16 protein-coding genes are annotated in these 18,043 nt (G+C 67.1%); 2 read left to right on the top strand and 14 right to left on the bottom strand.

Translation table 11 applies throughout. The features are described 5' to 3' along the window. Position 1: 1 nt before the first annotated feature. From nagZ to ACVWWW_RS06145, 5 genes are all read right to left on the bottom strand, one after another. Positions 2–997 carry a beta-N-acetylhexosaminidase gene (gene nagZ, locus ACVWWW_RS06165; protein ID WP_027082638.1) on the bottom strand — a complete coding sequence of 332 codons (996 nt, stop codon included), beginning with the start codon at positions 995–997 and terminating at the stop codon, positions 2–4. Positions 998–1,067: 70 nt separating this feature from the next. Then, a complete protein-coding gene (locus ACVWWW_RS06160) occupies positions 1,068–1,553 on the bottom strand; it encodes a CYTH domain-containing protein (protein ID WP_027082637.1) in 486 nt (161 codons plus the stop codon). A gap of 649 nt (positions 1,554–2,202) precedes the next feature. Then, positions 2,203–3,519 carry a 23S rRNA (uracil(1939)-C(5))-methyltransferase RlmD gene (rlmD, locus tag ACVWWW_RS06155; protein ID WP_027082636.1) on the bottom strand — a complete coding sequence of 439 codons (1,317 nt, stop codon included), beginning with the start codon at positions 3,517–3,519 and terminating at the stop codon, positions 2,203–2,205. A gap of 133 nt (positions 3,520–3,652) precedes the next feature. Next, positions 3,653–4,279, bottom strand: coding sequence for a DUF1318 domain-containing protein (locus ACVWWW_RS06150; RefSeq protein ID WP_027082635.1), 627 nt, complete (start codon positions 4,277–4,279; stop codon positions 3,653–3,655). Between the two features lie 73 nt (positions 4,280–4,352). Further along, positions 4,353–6,371 carry a hypothetical protein gene (locus ACVWWW_RS06145; protein WP_196804345.1) on the bottom strand — a complete coding sequence of 673 codons (2,019 nt, stop codon included), beginning with the start codon at positions 6,369–6,371 and terminating at the stop codon, positions 4,353–4,355. 34 nt (positions 6,372–6,405) lie between these two features. Between ACVWWW_RS06145 and ACVWWW_RS06140 the strand changes: the two genes are divergently transcribed. Then, positions 6,406–7,125, top strand: coding sequence for a hybrid sensor histidine kinase/response regulator (locus ACVWWW_RS06140; RefSeq protein WP_027082633.1), 720 nt, complete (start codon positions 6,406–6,408; stop codon positions 7,123–7,125). Here ACVWWW_RS06140 and recO read toward each other — a convergent pair. The 9 genes from recO to rpoE all read right to left on the bottom strand — a co-directional run bounded on the left by recO (position 7,107) and on the right by rpoE (position 15,762). After that, positions 7,107–7,853 (bottom strand): DNA repair protein RecO, encoded by a 747-nt coding sequence (gene recO, locus ACVWWW_RS06135; RefSeq protein ID WP_027082632.1) that lies wholly within the window; start codon positions 7,851–7,853, stop codon positions 7,107–7,109. The genes ACVWWW_RS06140 and recO overlap by 19 nt on opposite strands. Positions 7,854–7,913: 60 nt before the next feature. Next, the gene (gene era / locus ACVWWW_RS06130) at positions 7,914–8,810 is read right to left on the bottom strand and encodes a GTPase Era (protein WP_027082631.1); all 897 of its coding nucleotides are present in this window, start codon (positions 8,808–8,810) and stop codon (positions 7,914–7,916) included. A 49-nt stretch (positions 8,811–8,859) separates the two neighbouring features. Beyond that, positions 8,860–9,534, bottom strand: coding sequence for a ribonuclease III (rnc, locus tag ACVWWW_RS06125; protein WP_456998655.1), 675 nt, complete (start codon positions 9,532–9,534; stop codon positions 8,860–8,862). 2 nt (positions 9,535–9,536) lie between these two features. Beyond that, positions 9,537–9,911: a DUF4845 domain-containing protein gene (locus ACVWWW_RS06120; protein WP_027082629.1), complete on the bottom strand. Its 375-nt coding sequence runs from the start codon at positions 9,909–9,911 to the stop codon at positions 9,537–9,539. Between the two features lie 34 nt (positions 9,912–9,945). Then, positions 9,946–10,743, bottom strand: coding sequence for a signal peptidase I (lepB, locus tag ACVWWW_RS06115; RefSeq protein WP_027082628.1), 798 nt, complete (start codon positions 10,741–10,743; stop codon positions 9,946–9,948). Positions 10,744–10,836: 93 nt separating this feature from the next. Continuing rightward, positions 10,837–12,627 (bottom strand): translation elongation factor 4, encoded by a 1,791-nt coding sequence (lepA, locus tag ACVWWW_RS06110; protein ID WP_027082627.1) that lies wholly within the window; start codon positions 12,625–12,627, stop codon positions 10,837–10,839. Between the two features lie 99 nt (positions 12,628–12,726). Then, positions 12,727–14,241, bottom strand: a complete 1,515-nt coding sequence (locus ACVWWW_RS06105; protein ID WP_027082626.1) for a DegQ family serine endoprotease — start codon at positions 14,239–14,241, stop codon at positions 12,727–12,729. Between the two features lie 61 nt (positions 14,242–14,302). Continuing rightward, positions 14,303–15,142 carry an RseA family anti-sigma factor gene (locus ACVWWW_RS06100; RefSeq protein ID WP_051234987.1) on the bottom strand — a complete coding sequence of 280 codons (840 nt, stop codon included), beginning with the start codon at positions 15,140–15,142 and terminating at the stop codon, positions 14,303–14,305. After that, positions 15,139–15,762: an RNA polymerase sigma factor RpoE gene (rpoE, locus tag ACVWWW_RS06095; protein WP_027082625.1), complete on the bottom strand. Its 624-nt coding sequence runs from the start codon at positions 15,760–15,762 to the stop codon at positions 15,139–15,141. Before rpoE ends, ACVWWW_RS06100 begins: the two co-directional genes overlap by 4 nt. A gap of 195 nt (positions 15,763–15,957) precedes the next feature. Between rpoE and ACVWWW_RS06090 the strand changes: the two genes are divergently transcribed. After that, entirely contained in the window at positions 15,958–18,018 is a 2,061-nt protein-coding gene (locus tag ACVWWW_RS06090; RefSeq protein WP_155914228.1) for a 3-hydroxyacyl-CoA dehydrogenase NAD-binding domain-containing protein, read from the top strand. The last annotated feature ends 25 nt before the right edge of the window (positions 18,019–18,043 follow it).

Below are 18,043 nucleotides of genomic sequence, written 5' to 3'. Positions count from 1 at the left end.
GTCAGGCGAGGCCTTCGATGCGCTGCTTGGTCGTGCCGTAGCGATCGTCCGCCAGCAGCTCGCGCCAGCCGAACGGGCCGCGTCCGATCAGCGACGCCATCGACGCGGTATTGAGCTTGCGACCTTCGACCGCCGCGAGCGATTCGGGCACGAGTTCCGGATGGCAGACCAGCACGACGTCGCAGCCGGCGTCCAGATGCGCATCGATACGCGCCTTGATCCCACCCGCGGAGAACGCCGCCGCCATGCCGATGTCGTCCGAAAACACGACGCCACGGAAACCCATTTCCTTGCGCAGGATGCCTTCGATCCAGCGCTTCGAATAACCGGCCGGATCGGGATCGACGGCCGGATATTTGACGTGCGCCATCATCACCGCGTCGGCACCGGCATCGATGCCCGCAACGAACGGAACGAGGTCGAGCGCGCGGATCTCCTCGAGCGGACGCGGATCGACCGCATCGTCGAAATGCGTGTCTTCCAGCACCGAGCCGTGGCCGGGGAAATGCTTGAGCGTGGCGGCCATGTCGGCGGCGTGCATGCCTTCGACATAGGCGCGGGTGAACTCGGCGACGACCTGGGGGTCGGCGGAGAACGCGCGGTCACCGATCGCGCGATTGCCGCGACCGAGGTCGACGACGGGCGCGAAGCTGAGGTCGACGCCGGTCGCGCGCACTTCGCTGGCCATCAGCCACGCATGCTCGGTCGCGAGCTTGGTCGCGCCTTCGGGATCGCGACGGTACAGCGCGTCGAACTTCTCCAGCGGCGGAAACGCGGAGTAGCCGTCGCGGAAACGCTGCACGCGCCCGCCTTCCTGGTCGACGCAGACCAACTGCGGCCGCGGCGCCGCTTCGCGGATCGCCTGGCTGAGCTCGGCGACCTGCTGCTTGGATGCGAAGTTGCGGCTGAAGAGGATCACGCCGCCGCAGGCATCGTGCTGCAGCCAGTCGCGTTCCTGCGCGGTGAGTTCGGTGCCGGCCACGCCGATTACGAGCATGTCGCAACACTCCGGTTTTCGATTCGGGCCGGCATTGTGCCCCGGACGGCGTCGACGCGCAGCGGCGGGCCTACCAAGCCGAATACGGCCGGCTGGCGAGCGCGAGGTTGTAGTAGCGCGGCTGGTCGGTGACTTCCTCGCCCAGCCACTCCGGCCGCTCGTAGGCGGCATCGGCGTCATCCAGCTCGAGTTCGGCGACGACGAGGCCGACGTTGTCGCCGAGGAACTCGTCGACCTCGAAGGTGCGGCCGCCGAACTCGACGTAATGCCGCACCTTTTCGATCTTCCCGCCGACCGACAGTTTCAGCAGCGCCCGCGCGTCGTCGACGGGGATTCGATAGTCGAACTCCTGCCGCGTGGTGCCGAGCTCGCGGGACTTCATGTTGAGGAACGCTTCGGTGCCCTGGATGCGGACGCGCACCGAAACGTTCATCGCGCCGGCGTCGAGCGTGGCGAGGTCGTTGAGGTAGGCCTGTGCCATCTCGACACGCTTCGACGCTTGGGCGCGCCAGGCGTCGGAGGTCACGAGGAATTTGCGTTCGATTTCGAGGGGCATGGCGATCGCCGGTGACGGATGCGGCGCACACGTTACGCCTTCTATCGGTTTCGCTGCGCCGATGCCGGTAACCAGCGGATGCACCCTGCAGGCGATGGCGGGACCGCGCTTGCCGCTTCTGACAGCCGCAACAGCCGAGGGAATCGTGAAGACCCCGAAGGGGCGGCGCGCAGGAAGCGCGCCGTCGCCACCCGAGCCATCGATGGCGAGTGTGGCGATCGCAGAAGGGCGGCCGGTCGCCGGCTGTAGATTCGTCGGGGAAGGCGCTTTCTTTTGGGTACTTTTCTTTGCGCCAACAAAGAAAAGTACCTCGGGCGCGTCAGCGTCCGAAAGGCTGTTGATGTTGCTTCTGAAGAACGTCGCGATCGAAGGCAAAGGCGTTTCGTCCGCTGTCGCGGCCGAGTCACTTTTCTTTGCTCGTGCAAAGAAAAGTAACCAAAAGAAAGCGCTTTTCCCCGACGGATCTACAGCCCGCGATCGGCCAGATCATCTCGATCGCCACACTCGGCATCCTGCCTCGGGTGGCGACGGCCGACATCGTGTCGGCCGCCGCTTCGGGGTCTTTACGGTTGGTCTGGCTGTCGAAGCGAAAGCAAAGCCCTTGACCGCACTACGTCGCCGAACGCTGCGCGGTTCGCCAGCGGAACGACTACTTCTTCTCGAACACGGCAATCGACTCGACATGCGCCGTGTGCGGGAACATGTCCATCACACCTGCAGCCTTCAACGTCCAGCCCTTCTCTTTGACGAGAAAGCCCGCATCGCGTGCAAGCGAAGCCGGGTGGCAGCTGACATAGACAATCCGCTTGAACTGCTTCAACGGCAGATGCGCGAGGACGAAGTCCGCGCCGGAACGTGGCGGGTCGAGCAGGAGCTTGTCGAACGACTCGCGCATCCACGGTTCGCCGGAAAGATCCTTCGCGAGATCCGCGGCGTGGAATTCGACGTTGCTGATGTCGTTGTGCGTGATGTTCTCGCGTGCGCGACGCACCAGGCCCGCGTCACCTTCCACACCCACCACTTCGCGCGCATAGCGCGAAAGCGGCAACGTGAAGTTGCCAAGCCCGGCGAACAGGTCGAGCACGCGCTCGTCCGGCTGCGGGTCGAGCAGTTCGATCGTGCGCTGGATCATGCGGTGGTTGAGACCGGCGTTGACCTGGATGAAATCCAGCGGCCGGAACACCAGCTCGACGTTCCACTCGTCCAGGCGGAACGCGAGCTTCGGCTCGTCGGCTTCCAGCGGATGCACCGTTTCCAGACCGCCCGGCTGCAGGTAGATCGAGAAACCCTGTTCGCGTCCGAACGCGGCGAGCTTCGCGCGGTCGCCTTCGCTAAGCGGTGCGAGGTGGCGAAACGTCAGCGCGATGGCGTCGTCGCCGGCGATGAATTCGATCTGTGGGATGTCGCGGCGCCCGTCCATGCCGTCGATGAGCGCGGACAGCGCGCCGATCTTCGAGCCGATCGACGGAATCACCGTGTGGCATTCGGCGATGTCCGCGACGAAGCGCGGATCGGTTTCGCGGAAGCCGACCAGCGTCTTGTCCTTCTTCTCGACGCGGCGCACCGAGAAACGTCCCTTGCGGCGATAGCCCCAGGCATCGTGCGTCAGCGGTTCGAGCACGGATTTGGGTGTGACGTGGCCGATGCGTTCGAGGTTTTCCATCAGCACGCGCTGCTTGGCGACGATCTGCTTCGCTTCGTCGTAGTGCTGCAACGCGCAGCCGGCGCAGGTGCCGAAATGAGCGCAGCGTGGTGCAACGCGCTCGCTAGCGGCGTCGATCACTTCGACCGTGCGCGCCTCGTCGAACGTGCGGTGTTTGCCGGTGCGGACGGCGACGACCTTTTCGCCCGGCAGCGCGCCGGCGACGAAGACGGCCTTGCCGTCGGGCAGGCGCGCGACGCCGCGGCCGTCATGCGTGAGGTCGGTGATGTCGACGGAAAACGGGGTGAGATCGAGACGGGCCACGGCGTAAGCAACGGGAAGACAGCCGCGAATTGTCCCAGAAACGCCCGCCGCGCCCTGAACCGGGTCCGCAAAAGGCGACGGCCCGCCGAAGCGGGCCGCCGTTCGGCGCCCCGGGGCGCCTCTCGAAAACGGGTTACTTCTGCTTCCAGGCCGCGCCGGACTGGTACCACCAGCCGCCGTGCGCGCTGTCGATCCATTGCCGCGCGAACTCCTCACGGATGCGCGATTCCCACTCCGCGTGCCCGTTGGCAACGGCGATCTCGCGATACACGGCGGCGCGGTCGCGATTCTCGTCCGCGACGGCCTGGTTCACCGCGACGCGATCCTTGAGCGCGAGCTTGGCCGCGTCGCGCACGGTGACCATGCCGTCGGCCGTGAAGCCGAGCGCACCCGCGTCGAACGCCGCGCGCAGCTGGCTGTCGAAGCGCTGCTCCATGCGCGCCTGGATGGCCTGGATGGCCGGCGTCTGGATCTTGAAGTTGGGCTGCGACTGCGCGTACGCGCTGCCGATGCCCATGACCGACGCGAGGTCGACGCGCGCGAGCTGGGAGGCGACGCGCTCGGACCACGGCGCCTGGATCGACGCGCTTCCACCACCGGGCTTCACTGGCTCCACCGTCTTCGCGTTCGGATCGTTGATCACCTTCTCGACGAACTGCTTCGCCGCCTCACGCGCCTCGGCGGCCGGGAAATACACGTTGATGGTCACGCACGCGGTGAGCGCGACGGCGAGGGGCGGCAGCATCATCCAGCGGCGCATGGGTGTTTCTCCAGTCGGTTGAGGCGATCGTGCCGAAGCATGCGTGAAGCGAGGCGAAACGTGAACAGGGGCGTCACTGCACAACCGGTTTGGCCTCACCCTTCCCCACCGCCACGAGGCGTTCGACCAGCGTCGGCCAGTCCACGCGACGATTGATGCCGACCACCGTCAGCCACGGGATGCCACCGCCCTGCACGATGGTGAAGCTGTTCGGGCCGCGCGCGCCGAGGCCGCCCATTTCGCAGACCTCATCCGCGAGGCGACAGTCGATGCCGATCGCGGAGTACGCGAAGTCGTCGAACAGGCCGATCAGGCGCGCCTGCAAGCCGGCGCCGAACGAGGCATCGCCGACGCTCGACAGGTCCTGCACCGCGCGCTGCGAGATGCGCTGGTGGGTGCCGATGTGGCGATCGGTGCGCAGGTGCGCGTCGAAGGCGACGGGCTGCCAGTCGACCAGGCGAAGGCCGGCGATGCGGCCATCGAGCTTGCCGGTGATGCTGCCGAAACCGAGCACGCCGGTGAGCGATTCGAGGTCGAGGTCATCGAACGCGATGTCCGCGCTCAGCGTCGGCGCGACGCCGAACGGGCGCTCCATCGATAGCGCCGATACGTCGAGCCGTCCACCGAACAGCGCCATCGACAGGCCGCCGTCGAACACGAGTTGCTGCGCCGCGTAATGCGCGCTGGGAATGCGGCCGGAGAGCTGACCGGTGAACGCGGGAAGGCCGAGTGCCTTCGCGAGCTCACCGATGTCGAGGTTCTGCACGTCGAGGCCGAAGTCCGCGCTCGCGCCGGTCGCACCACTCGACGGCTGGATCGCGAGGTGATCGAAGTGCAGGCGTCCGCCGAGCATCGGCACGTCGACCGGTTGCGCGAACGCGAGGCGCCCCTGTTCGCTCCGCATGGGCAGCGTCGATGCGCCGAACGCGAGCCCGTACAGATGGCCGGATGTCCAATGCAGCTCGCTGTCGACCCGCGTTGTCGCCGAATAGCGCACGTCGCCGGCGAGGTCGTGGAAGGCGAAGCGTCCCTTCGGATCGTCGAGTTCGACGGCGTTGAAGCGCGCATCGACCGCATGCAGCGCGCCGTCGCCCATGTCGACGTGCGCATCGACGCCGCCACGCAGTGCGAGGTCGCCGAGGCCCGCGGCACCGAGCCAACCGGTCAGGTACGGCGCTTTCAATCCCGCAAGATCTGCACTGCGCACGTCCGCCTGCAACGCGCGCACGCTTGCATCCGGACCGAACGCAGCGCTGCCCGACGCCTGCAGCACGCCGTCGTCGCGCCACTCGAAATGCGGCACCTGCCAGCAGCAATCACCGTGCTGCACGGCGTCAATCGACAGGTCACCCATGCGACCGGCGAGTGCGACATACGCAGTGCCGAACAGTGCTTCGCCGCCGCCGAGGCGGCCTCGCAATGCGACGCGATCGGTCGCGCCCAATGTCATATCGAGGTCGAGACGCGCGTCGAGACCTTCCGCCGCGATGGTGCCATCCGGCGTGTCGAACGAAACGTCGCGCAACGTCATCGGGCCGACAATGCGCAGGTCGTGGTTCGGCGTGGTGACGGCGAAGGTCGCGTCGCCCGCGCCTGTCTTGAGCTGCGCGGCGGGCCAGGCCTTTGCGAGCAGGCTGCGCATCCAGGCGAGCGGAATCGCGGTCAGCTCGACGCGCGTGGCGTCGCCGGTCGTGTCGTCGTGTCGAACGCGGATCGCGGTTCCGCCGCGCGTGAGCTGCGCCTGCACGCCGGAGTCGGCGAGATCGATGCGCAGCTGCATCGCGCCCTGTCGCGTCACCGCCGGGCCGTCGCAATGCCAACCGCTCCAACCGTCGCGACGCAGTGCGCAATGCCAGTCGACAGCCGTGAAGTGATAGCCGAGGTCGGGCGCATCGACTTTTTCGGCACGAAGGCGCAGCAAGCCCTGCTTCGCAGTCGGCGGCCAATCGAGATCGATGCGCACGCCGTGCATCTCGCCACCCGGCAGCGTCATGCGTGCGATGCGGGCGTGCGCCGACCGCGCGTGCGCAGGCGCGGCCGCCAGCAACGTGGCGGCCAGCAGCACCGCGACGATCGCGCGTACGATGGGCATCGCCGCGAGCATACCGACAGGACGCCGACTCACGATGACGGACCATCGACACCACCGCGCGCTGCTCGTCGAGGACGATGCGGTCAGCGCCGCCTTCCTCGAAGCCGCGCTGGCCCGCGTACCGCTTCACGTCGACGTCGCGCGCAACTGCGCCGCGGCGCGCGAGCTGGCAGCGTCGACCCGACACGATCTTTGGGTTTTCGACGCGAATCTTCCCGATGGTCGGGGTGACGCGCTTCTCATCGCCTTGCGCGAGCAGGGGCTGATGACGCCTGCGATCGCTCACACGGCTGCACGTGAAGCCGAAGAACACGAACGCCTGCTCGCAGCCGGGTTTCTCGAAGTTCTCGTCAAACCGTTGTCGACCGCTGAAACCGCGGCTGCCGCCCGCATGGCGTTGGGGCTCGATGCCGCGTTGCCGTCGCCCACCCCGGCCGACCCGGCATTACCGCTCTGGGACGACGCGTCGGCGCTGTCCGCGCTGCTCGGCGATCGCGGGCATCTCACTGCATTGCGTGGGCTATTCCGGCCGGAGCTCGACGTCGTGCATCGCTCGCTCGCGGATGCCGTGGATACCGATGACCGCGGAGAGATCCGCTCGCTGCTGCACCGCCTGCGCGCGAGCTGCGGGTTTGTCGGTGCCGCGCGTCTAGGCGATGCCGCTGCGCGACTCGCCACGCAGGAGCCATCCGAAGGTTGGGCAGCGTTCGACGCCGTCCTACGGGCAACGCGCGATCAGTTCCCCGAAGGCTGATCACCCGCGCCGACGCGCGACAACTCGCCGAGCATCTGCCACGAGGTCAGCCCGCGTGGCCCGACATGGTGTTCGAGCACGCGACGCATGCCGCGTCGCAACGCGGCGAGGTCGCCGGGTGCCGGCATTTCATCCTGTGCAAGCGCGAGCAATGCCTGCCCGCTCGGCGCATCGCTGCGATCGGCGGCGCCGCGATCACTGAGCAAACGTCGCGGACCGTTCTCGGCATCGAGCCGATACCGCGCCATGGGATCGATCGGCTGACCATCGCCGTCGAATGACCAGTCGAAGCCGAGACCCAGCGCTTCGAGCAGGTCGCGTTCGTAGCGACGCAGCGTCCACGCCAATGGCTCGCCGGCGCGCAGTCGTTCGCGGGCACGCGCGTAGGCAGTGAACAGATCCGGTTGCGGGTCGTGGCGTGGCGCGAGGCGCAGCGTCAGCTCGTTGAGGTAGAACGCCGCGAGCGCGGCATCGCCGATCAAGCGAGGCGCCGCGTCGACAGCCTCGGCATTCGCCATCTGCGCGAGTTCGCCGCGCTGCACGGCGTCGAAGCGGATCCACTGCAACGGTTGCAGCGCCGCACGAAGCAGTTGTCGACGCGGGCCGGTGACACCGCGCGCGAGCATGCCGATGCGGCCGTACTGCGCGGTCAGCAACTCGAGCAGCAGGCTGGTCTCGCGATACGGCCGCGCGTGCAGGACGAAGGCGTTTTCCTGGGCGTAGCGCATGGCGGCGTCCGGGCGTCGGCCTAGCGTGCCGTAGTCGACGCGAAAGTCATCGCGCCGCGATCAGTCGTGATAACCCAGCGACTTCAGCGCCGCCTCGTCGTCCGACCAGCCCTCGCGCACGCGCACCCAGGTCTCGAGGAACACCTTCGAGTCGAACAGCTTTTCCATCTGCTGACGGGAGCGTGCGCCGATCTCGCGCAGGCGTTCGCCGCCCTTACCGATCACGATGCCCTTCTGCCCCGCGCGTTCGACCCAGATCACTGCGCCGATACGCAGCAGTGCGCCGTCGACTTCGAAGCTTTCGATCTCGACGGTTGTCGCATACGGCAGTTCATCGCCGAGCTGGCGCATCAACTGTTCGCGCACCATTTCGCCGGCAAGGAATCGCTGGCTCTTGTCGGTGATCTCGTCCTCGCCGTACAGCGCGTCCTGCTCGGGCACCAGCGCGAGCGCGGCACGCACCAGGCCCTCAAGGCCCTGCGCCTTCAGCGCGGACACCGGATGCACCGACGCGAAGTCGCGCCCATTGCTGACCTTGGCGAGATACGGCAGCAGCGCCGTCTTGTCCTTCATGCGGTCGACCTGGTTCACGACCAGCACGACGGGCACGCCCGCGGCCTTGATCGCGTCGTAAGCGAGGCCGTCCTCGTCATCCCAGCGACCGGCCTGCACGACCAGCATCACCGCATCGACGCCTTCCAGCGCACCACGCGCGGCGCGATTCATCATGCGATTCATCGCACGCTTCTGCTCGCGGTGCAGGCCCGGCGTATCGAGCAGCACCAGCTGGCCTTCGGGGAAGGTCGCGATGCCCAGAAGTCGATGGCGCGTGGTCTGCGGGCGGTTCGAGGTGATCGAGATCTTCGCGCCGACGAGCGCATTGACCAGCGTCGACTTGCCGACATTCGGGCGGCCGATGACGGCGACGTGGCCGGCACGGTGGGATTTGGCATTCATGCCGCGATTGTACGGGCCGTGCGTCGCAGCCCGTGGAAACGCGGCGGCCTCAGGCCTTGCGATCGGCCTGCATCGCGTCGATCCGCGCCATCGCGGCCTCGGCGGCCGCCTGCTCCGCGATGCGGCGCGAGGTGCCCTCGCCCTCCGTCACCAGCTCCGGCTGCACGAGCGTGCAGCTGACGTGGAAGATGCGCGCGTGTTCCTCGCCGTCCTCCGACAGCAGCGCGTAGACCGGCAGCGGCCGCTGGCGCGCCTGCAGCCATTCCTGCAGCCGCGTCTTGGCGTCCTTGCCGACCTTGTTCGGCGGCGGCAGCGCGGCCATCGCGGGCTCGAACCACGGCAGCACGGCGGCGCGGCAGGTTTCAAAATCCGAATCGAGGTAGATGGCTGCGACGAGCGCCTCGACGGCATCGGCCAGGATCGAATCGCGCCGATGCCCGCCGGACTTCATCTCGCCGGGCCCGAGCGTCAGCTTCGTGCCGAGGTCGAGATCGCGCGCGATCTGCGCCAGCGACGACTCGCGGACCAGCTCGGCGCGTGCGCGCGTCAGCGCGCCTTCGTCGACCTTTGGCCATCGCAGGTACAGCGCCTCGGCGACGAACAGGTTGACCAGCGCGTCGCCGAGGAATTCCAGCCGCTCGTTATGCGGCGTGCCGGCGCTGCGATGCCGCAGCGCCTGTTCCAGCAGCGCAGGCTGCTGGAACGAATGACCAATAACGCCCACCATCAATCCGCGATGCGCTTGAATTCCTTTTCGGCGTTGAAGTGCCCAACGACGTCGAGGTTCGAAATGAGCGGACGCCGGACCTCGTAGTCCACGGTCATGACCCAGCCAGCTTCTTTCCGCGCGATTTTGATGTTTTCCGGCTTGATGTCGTCGCCATAGTCCACGTCCATTCGACGGAAAAAGAGATCCTTGATCTTTTCGGGCTCGTTCTCGGCCATGCCGGGTTCTCGCGCCATACCTTCGAGCGCCTTCTTCACCGAGAAAAATTCCGAATACATTGGAATCAGTTTCATCGCCATAAAGATGAACACGCCGACTACGGCGAGAACGATGATAAAGCTGGCCAGGGTCATGCCCTGCTGTTGGCGTCTCATGACTCTCTCCCCAAGGGTCTTCACGCGGACGATATCACCGGATCGGGGTGCCGATGCGCGAGGCATCGAACGCACCCGAGCAAACCCAGCCTTCGCAGTTCAACCAGATCAGGAAGGCCTTGCCGCGCAGGTTCGCTTCCGGCAGGAAACCCCAGTATCGGCTGTCTTCACTGTTGTCGCGATTGTCGCCCATCACGAAATAGTGCCCCGCCGGAACGGTCCACTCGCCGTCGCCGTCGGTGCGGATCAGGTCGCTGCGCGCAAGGATGTGGTGCGGACGGCCCGGAAGTGCTTCCTGCATTTCCTCGGCGCCGGTCATCTCCGCGCCGTTGGCAACACCCTGGTACACGCCGATCGGCTGCGCCTGCACGGGCTTTCCGTTGAGGAAAAGCTGATGGTCGTGATACGCGATCTGGTCGCCGGGCAGGCCGATGATGCGCTTGATCCAGTCCTGCTCCGGATGGTGCGGCGGCTTGAACACGACGACGTCGCCACGCTGCGGCTCGCCAACCGGCACCACCTTGGTGTTCGTGATCGGCAGGCGCAGGCCGTAGCTGAACTTGTTGACGAGGATGAAGTCGCCCGTCAGCAGCGTCGGCATCATCGAGTTCGACGGGATGCGGAACGGCTCGGCGACGAAGCTGCGCAGCAGGAGCACCGCGGCGAGCACCGGGAAGAACGATTTCGCGTAGTCGACGAGCATCGGCTCGTCGTCGCTGTCGAGCAGGCCACCGCGCGCCGCGCGGCGCTTGGCGAAGAACAGCTTGTCCAGAAGCCAGATGACGCCACTGGCGAGCGTCAGCACGACGAGGATGATTTCGAACCAGCGCATGGCAGTCCCTGCAAACGGAATTCGTGACGGGAGCTTGGATCGTGGACGGCCGCCGGGGTTCCCGAAGTCCCGGCCTGCCCGACGGCACTTGCGTTACTGGTCGACCTTCAAGACCGCGAGGAAGGCTTCCTGCGGAATCTCGACGCGCCCGACCTGCTTCATGCGCTTCTTGCCTTCCTTCTGCTTCTCGAGAAGCTTCTTCTTTCGCGAGATGTCGCCGCCGTAGCACTTGGCGAGCACGTTCTTGCGCAATGCCTTGACCGTCGTGCGCGCGATCACCTGCGCCCCGATGGCTGCCTGGATCGCGACGTCGAACTGCTGGCGCGGGATCAGTTCCTTCATCTTCTCGGTCAGGTCGCGACCGCGGCGGTCGGCATGGCTGCGATGCGTGATGATCGAGAGCGCGTCCACCTTGTCGCCGTTGATCAGCGTATCGACGCGCACGAACGGGCCGGCCTGGAAACGCAGGAAGTGGTAGTCCAGCGACGCATATCCGCGCGACACCGACTTCAGCTTGTCGAAGAAATCGAGCACCACTTCGGCCATGGGCAGCTCATAGCTGATCTGCACCTGCTGGCCCATGTAGGTGATTCCGATCTGCACGCCGCGCTTTTCCTCGCACAGCGTGATCACGTTGCCGACGTAATCCGGCGGCGTGAGGATGTTCGCGCGAATGATCGGCTCGCGGATCTCGTCGACCATGTTGACCGCCGGCAGCTTGGCCGGGTTGTCCATGGGGATGATCGAGCCGTCGGTCTTGAGCACTTCGTAGATCACCGTGGGTGCGGTGGTGATCAGGTTGAGGTTGTACTCGCGCTCGAGGCGCTCCTGCACGATTTCCATGTGCAGCATGCCGAGGAAGCCGCAGCGGAAGCCGAAGCCCATCGCTTCCGAACTTTCCGGCTCGAAGCGCAGCGCGGCGTCGTTGAGGCGCAGCTTTTCAAGCGCTTCGCGGAGATCCGGATAGTCCTCGGCGTCGACCGGGAACAGGCCCGCGAACACGCGCGGCTGCATTTCCTGGAAGCCCGGCAACGGCGACAGCGCGGGCTGTGCGGTATGCGTCAGCGTGTCGCCGACCGGCGCGCCGTGCACGTCCTTGATCGATGCAGTCACCCAGCCCACCTCGCCTGCGCGCAGCGCGTCGAGCGGCTTGCGCTTGGGCGTGAACACGCCGACGCCCTCGACCTGGTGCGAGCGGCCCGTCGACATCACGAGCAGCTTGTCGCCCGGTTTGATCACGCCCTGCATGACGCGCACCAGCGACACCACGCCGAGGTAGTTGTCGAACCACGAGTCGATGATCAGCGCCTGCAGCTTGTCGGTATCGCGTGGCTTCGGCGGCGGAATGCGCAGGACGATCGCCTCCAGCACGTCGATGACGTTGAGGCCGGTCTTCGCGCTGATCGCGACGGCGTCCTCGGCATCGATGCCGATCACCGCTTCGATCTCCGCCTTCGCACGCTCGATGTCGGCGGTCGGCAGGTCGATCTTGTTGAGCACGGGCACCACTTCGAGACCCTGCTCGACCGCTGTGTAGCAGTTGGCGACCGACTGCGCTTCCACGCCCTGCGCCGCGTCAACGACTAACAGCGCGCCTTCGCACGCGGCGAGCGAACGGCTGACTTCGTAGCTGAAGTCGACGTGGCCCGGCGTGTCGATGAAATTGAGGAAGTACGTCTGCCCGTCTTTTGCCTTGTACGGCAGCGAGACGGACTGTGCCTTGATGGTGATGCCGCGCTCGCGCTCGATCGGATTCGAGTCGAGCACCTGCGCTTCCATTTCGCGCGCTTCGAGGCCGCCGCAGATCTGGATGATGCGATCGGCGAGCGTCGACTTGCCGTGGTCGACGTGCGCGATGATGGAAAAGTTGCGGATCTGCTGCATGAAGCGGGCTGCGCCAAGGCGAAATAACGCGGAATTATCGCATAGCGCCTGGTCCCGCCCCGGCGACCGCGGGATTTCCGCGGTCGCCGTCATGAAACGTCAGCTGCCGGTCGGATCGACCGCCACGAACTGCGTGGAAGTCCCGCGTCGAACGAGAAGCATGATCGCCTGGCCGCGCGGCAGCGCCGACACGGCGCGCGACAGGTCCGCCGCGCTGCCCACGGCGCTTCGGCCGACCTGCAGGATCACGTCGCCCGGCTGCAGGCCCGCATCGCGAGCCGGCGTGCCATCGACGCGACCGATCTTGACGCCTTCGCCGTTGCCGAGGCCGAGACGCTTGCGCTCCGCAGGCGTCAGGTCCTGCACGGCGATACCGAGGCTGGCATTCGACGATGGCTCGGCGACGGGCGCGCGCGCTGGCGCCTCGTCGCTCGCATCCGCGGCTGCGACGCTGAGCGCATCGAGCACCACCGGAACCTGCACGGTCTTGCCTTCGCGGATGACGGTGAGCTGCGCCTTGCTCTTGGGCGGAAGCGCGCCGATCAACGGAGGCAGGTCGCCCGAATCATTGACTGCGCGACCGTTGACCGCGCGGATCACATCGCCGCGCAGCAGGCCGGCACGCGCCGCGGCGCTGTTGGGCAGCACGTCGGCGACGAGCGCACCCGATGCGCTCGGCAGGCCCATCGAATTCGCGAGGCTCGCGGTCATCTGCTGCACCTGCACGCCGAGCTGGCCACGCGATACGCGCCCGGTCGTGCGCAGTTGCTGGACGACCGACGCCGCGAGATCCATCGGAATCGCGAAGCTCACGCCCTGGTAGCCGCCGGAACTCGAGAAGATCTGCGAGTTGATGCCGACCACCTCACCGCGCGTATTGAGCAGCGGGCCGCCCGAATTGCCGCGATTGATCGCAACGTCGGTCTGGATGAAGGGCACGTACTGCTGGTTGGCGTATGGGTTCGAGCGACCGACGGCGCTGACGATGCCGGCCGTCACCGAATGATCGAGGCCGAACGGCGAACCGATCGCGACCACCCACTGGCCGGGCTTGGGCGGGTCCGTCGCAGTGCGCAGCGCTGGCAGGCCCTTGCCTTCGATCTTCAGCAGGGCGACGTCCGACTGCTCGTCGCTGCCCACCAGCTTGGCCTTGAACTCGCGGCGGTCCGACAGGCGCACAGTGATCGTGCTGGCGCCGTCGACCACGTGGTGGTTGGTGAGGATGTAGCCGTCGTCGGAGATCAGGAAGCCGGTGCCGAGCGAGATGCCCTGCAGGCTGTCGTCCGGGCCCTGCGGCTGCTTCGGGCCGCCGCCGGCACCGGGCGGGTCCTCGCCGAAGAAGCGCTTGAAGAACTCGGGAATCTGGTCATCTTCGTCGGCCAGGCGACGGTTGTTGCCGCCGCGAATCTCGGCGGAAACGTTGACCACGGCCGGGCCGACCTGCTGGACGAGGTTGGTGAAGTCCGGCAGGCCGGACACCATCGACACGGCCGGCGGCGCGGTCGACGGAACGGGCAGCGACGCGGCGGCTTGCGGCTGCTGGGCGGTGCAGGCGGCGGGCAGCGCGAGCGCGATCGCGCCGACGAGGGCGAGCGTGTGGAGCGGTCGGTTCATCGAATCGGCCTCAGGAACAGTCGGGAGGGCCGGCGATGCCGGCCTCGAATCTTGGAAGGGATCAGGGCGTGACCGTCTGCCCGTTCGCTTCGCCGTGCAGGCGCGGCTCGAACGGATAGAACGACGGTGACTCGCCGCGAGTCTCGCCCACCGTGCCATAGCTGGCAGTGAGCGCACCCGTGCCGAGCGCGGCACGCGGCCACGGACGCGAGGTCAGCGGGTCGGTCGCGGGCACGTGGAACGGGTTGCCCGCATCCGGCGGGGTGAACGCGGCGACAGCGACCCGCGTCGGCGCTTCGGCTTCGCCACGCGTCACGGCGTCGACGCGACGTGCGGGACGCGACACCGGCGCACGGGCCTGCGGACGTTCGACGGACGCAAGCTGCTGGCGCGGCGCGGTCGGTGCGAGATCGTCTGCGGTCGTCGACGCCGCGACTGCCGGGGTTTCGATCGAGGGACTCGTCGCGACCGGCACGCTCGGCGTCAGCGCAGGCGCTGCAGTCGTCGTAGCAACCCCAGGCACGGACGGCGCGGCAGCACGCTCAGGACCACGCGTCGCCACCACAGCGACCAGTGCCAACGATGCGGCCAGCGCACCGCCCACCCACAAGCGGGCCGGACGACGCGTCGGCGCGGCGATGGTCGCAACCGCCGGCGCCGGCGCGAGCACCGGCGCCTCGCTCGCCACCGCAGCGCGAACACGCCACGCGAGATCCGCCGGCGCGGCGATCGGTGCCTGCTTGCGCATCGCGTCGCCGATCAGCTGCCATCGGCCGCAATCGTCCTGCCAGCCGTTGTCGTGCGAGAGGCGACGCATCGCGAACAGGCGCGCTTCGCCTTGCAGCTCGCCGTCGAACAGCGCGCTCAGGGATTGACGGTCTTGGTTGTCGTTCGGCTTCATCGCTGCCGCTCCCGGGTTCGGGTTTCGCGTTCGGGGTCGAGAAGGGGCTTGAGCTGCACGTCGATCGCTTCGCGGGCGCGGAAAATGCGCGAGCGAACCGTTCCGATCGGGCAACCCATGCGCTCGGCGATCTCGTCGTAGCTGAGGCCTTCGACCTCGCGCAACGTGATCGCTTCGCGCAGCTCCACCGGCAACCGGTTCACCGCGTCCATCACCGTGGTTTCGATCTCCTGCCGAAGCAACTCGTGCTCGGGCGTGTCGGTATCGCGCAGGCGCAGCGACGCGTCGAACTGTTCGGCGTCCATGACGTCGATGTCGTCGGTCGGCGGCCTTCTGTGTTGCGCGACGAGATGATTCTTGGCGGTGTTCACGGCGATCCGGTGCAGCCACGTGGAGAACTGGGCGTCACCCCGGAAGTTGCCCAGCGCGCGGTAAGCACGCATGAAGACTTCCTGTGCGACGTCCTGGCATTCGCTCCAGTCATGCACGTAGCGCCCGATCAGCCCGATGATCCGATGCTGGTACTTGCGCACCAGGACATCGAACGCGGAGCTGTCGCCGCGCTGCACGCGCTCGACCAGCTCCCGGTCCAGGGACTCGCGTCCCGGGCCGGAATCCATTGCAGACCCTTCCTCTTCGGCCATGTCGGGCCGGCACTCCTGTATCGGCCCGGCATCGCCGAGCACTGGGACAACGCCATCGCGGAAAAGTTCATCGGCCGCGGCAGGCGCGGGGCGCGGAACAGGGCGCGGATTGACGCACGCGAAACAACTCGCATGATAGCCGGATGCTCCATACGTGAACGGATGGTCGTAATGCCTGCCCCCTCCCGCTTTGACGGCCTGCCGATGCACCACTGGCGCGCCGAGTCCCGTGACGACGGCGTCGTCGTGCTGTCGTTCGACAAGGCGGAAAGTTCCGTCAACACGTTCTCGCAGGACGTGCTCATCGAGCTCGACGGCCTGCTCGAGCGCCTGCTGCTCGAACCGCCGAAAGGCCTGGTGATCCGCTCGGCCAAAACCAGCGGATTCATCGCCGGCGCCGACATCAAGGAGTTCCAGGTCTTCGACCAGCGAGGCACGGTGAACGACGCGATCGCACGCGGCCAGCGTGTGTTCCAGCGCATCGCCGACCTGCCCTTCCGCACGGTCGCGGCGATCCACGGCTTCTGCATGGGCGGCGGCACCGAGATCTCGCTGGCCTGCGACTACCGCGTCGCCAGCGACGATGCGTCCACGCGCATCGGCCTGCCCGAAGTGAAACTCGGCATCTTTCCGGGCTGGGGCGGCAGCGTTCGCCTCCCGCGCCTGATCGGCGCACCCGCCGCGTTCGACCTGATGCTCACAGGCCGCACCGTGAGCGGCAAGGCGGCGAAGGCGATGGGCCTGGTCGACCGCGTCGTGCCGGTCGATCAACTGATGGAGGCGGCGATCAAGCTCGCGACGCGCGGCACGGAACGCACGTTCCAGCAGCGCGCACTCGCGTGGGCAACGAACACGTGGCCCGCGCGACAGGCGATCGCGCCGCAGCTGGTGAAGCAGGTGTCGCGCAAGGCGAGGAAGGCGCACTACCCCGCGCCGTATGCACTGATCGAAAGCTGGCGTCGCGGCAGCGGTTCGACGAAGCAGTTGCTCGACAACGAGCGCCGCGCCGTCGTGAAAATGTCGTCCACGCCGACCGCGCGCAACCTCATCCGCGTGTTCTTCCTGCAGGAACGCCTGAAGTCGCAGGGCGATAAGAACCACGGCATCAAGCGCGTGCATGTCGTCGGCGCCGGCGTGATGGGCGGCGACATCGCGGCGTGGTCGGCCTACAAGGGCTTCGAAGTGACGCTGGCCGATCGCGAGCAGCGCTTCGTCGACGCGGCGATGCAGCGTGCGTCGGAACTCTTCGCCAAGCGCGTCAAGGACGACAGCAAGCGCCCGGAAGTCGCGGCGCGTTTGCGCGGCGATGTCGCGGGCGAAGGTGTCGCCGATACCGACCTGCTGATCGAAGCGATCATCGAGCGACCCGACGCGAAGCGCGCGCTGTACGGCGACGTCGAGCCGCGCATGAAGCCCGACGCATTGCTGACGACCAACACCTCGTCGATTCCGCTCGACGAATTGCGCGAAGGCCTGCAGCGACCGGCGCAGTTCGCCGGCCTGCACTACTTCAATCCGGTCGCGCTGATGCCGCTGGTGGAAATCATCCGCCACGACGGCATGAACCCGCGCACCGAGCAGCGCCTCGCGGGTTTCTGTCGCGCGATCGACAAGTTCCCGGTGCCGGTCGCGGGCACGCCGGGCTTCCTCGTCAACCGCGTGCTGTTCCCGTACATGCTCGAAGCCGCGACGGCCTACGCGGAAGGCATTCCGGGTCCGATCATCGACAAGGCTGCGGTGAACTTCGGCATGCCGATGGGGCCGATCGAACTCGTCGACACGGTCGGTCTCGATGTTGCCGCGGGCGTCGGTCGCGAACTCGCGCCCTTCCTCGGGCTGCCGATTCCTGCCGCACTGGCGACGCCGCCGGAAGCGGGACGTCGCGGCAAAAAGGACGGCCTGGGCCTGTACAAGTGGGAGAACGGCAAGGCGGTGAAACCCGAGATTCCGCAGGGCTACACGGCGCCGGACGATCTCGAGGATCGACTGATCCTGCCGCTGCTCAACGAGGCGGTCGCGTGCCTGCACGACGGCGTGGTGTCGGATGCCGACCTGCTGGATGCCGGCGTGATCTTCGGCACCGGCTTCGCGCCATTCCGCGGCGGCCCGATCCAGTACGTCCGCGAGACCGGTGTCGACGTTCTGCTGCAGCGTCTGCGGCAGCTGGAAGCTAGGCACGGCGCGCGGTTTGCGCCGCGTCCGGGTTGGGACAATCCGGCGCTGCGTGCGTGATCGAGAGTCCGACGCGCGCTGTACT

The organism is Lysobacter sp. HA18 (assembly GCF_054057595.1).
Note: the sequence above shows the minus strand (reverse complement) of the source record. Positions and strands in the feature narration are given on the sequence as shown.

Coding starts and splice junctions, on each gene's coding strand:
- nagZ (WP_027082638.1), bottom strand. CDS start 997: ATGCTCGTAATCGGCGTGGCCGGCACCGAACTCACCGCGCAGGAACGC.
- ACVWWW_RS06160 (WP_027082637.1), bottom strand. CDS start 1,553: ATGCCCCTCGAAATCGAACGCAAATTCCTCGTGACCTCCGACGCCTGG.
- ACVWWW_RS06150 (WP_027082635.1), bottom strand. CDS start 4,279: ATGCGCCGCTGGATGATGCTGCCGCCCCTCGCCGTCGCGCTCACCGCG.
- ACVWWW_RS06145 (WP_196804345.1), bottom strand. CDS start 6,371: ATGCCCATCGTACGCGCGATCGTCGCGGTGCTGCTGGCCGCCACGTTG.
- ACVWWW_RS06140 (WP_027082633.1), top strand. CDS start 6,406: ATGACGGACCATCGACACCACCGCGCGCTGCTCGTCGAGGACGATGCG.
- recO (WP_027082632.1), bottom strand. CDS start 7,853: ATGCGCTACGCCCAGGAAAACGCCTTCGTCCTGCACGCGCGGCCGTAT.
- era (WP_027082631.1), bottom strand. CDS start 8,810: ATGAATGCCAAATCCCACCGTGCCGGCCACGTCGCCGTCATCGGCCGC.
- ACVWWW_RS06120 (WP_027082629.1), bottom strand. CDS start 9,911: ATGAGACGCCAACAGCAGGGCATGACCCTGGCCAGCTTTATCATCGTT.
- lepB (WP_027082628.1), bottom strand. CDS start 10,743: ATGCGCTGGTTCGAAATCATCCTCGTCGTGCTGACGCTCGCCAGTGGC.
- lepA (WP_027082627.1), bottom strand. CDS start 12,627: ATGCAGCAGATCCGCAACTTTTCCATCATCGCGCACGTCGACCACGGC.
- ACVWWW_RS06105 (WP_027082626.1), bottom strand. CDS start 14,241: ATGAACCGACCGCTCCACACGCTCGCCCTCGTCGGCGCGATCGCGCTC.
- ACVWWW_RS06100 (WP_051234987.1), bottom strand. CDS start 15,142: ATGAAGCCGAACGACAACCAAGACCGTCAATCCCTGAGCGCGCTGTTC.
- rpoE (WP_027082625.1), bottom strand. CDS start 15,762: ATGGATTCCGGCCCGGGACGCGAGTCCCTGGACCGGGAGCTGGTCGAG.
- ACVWWW_RS06090 (WP_155914228.1), top strand. CDS start 15,958: ATGCCTGCCCCCTCCCGCTTTGACGGCCTGCCGATGCACCACTGGCGC.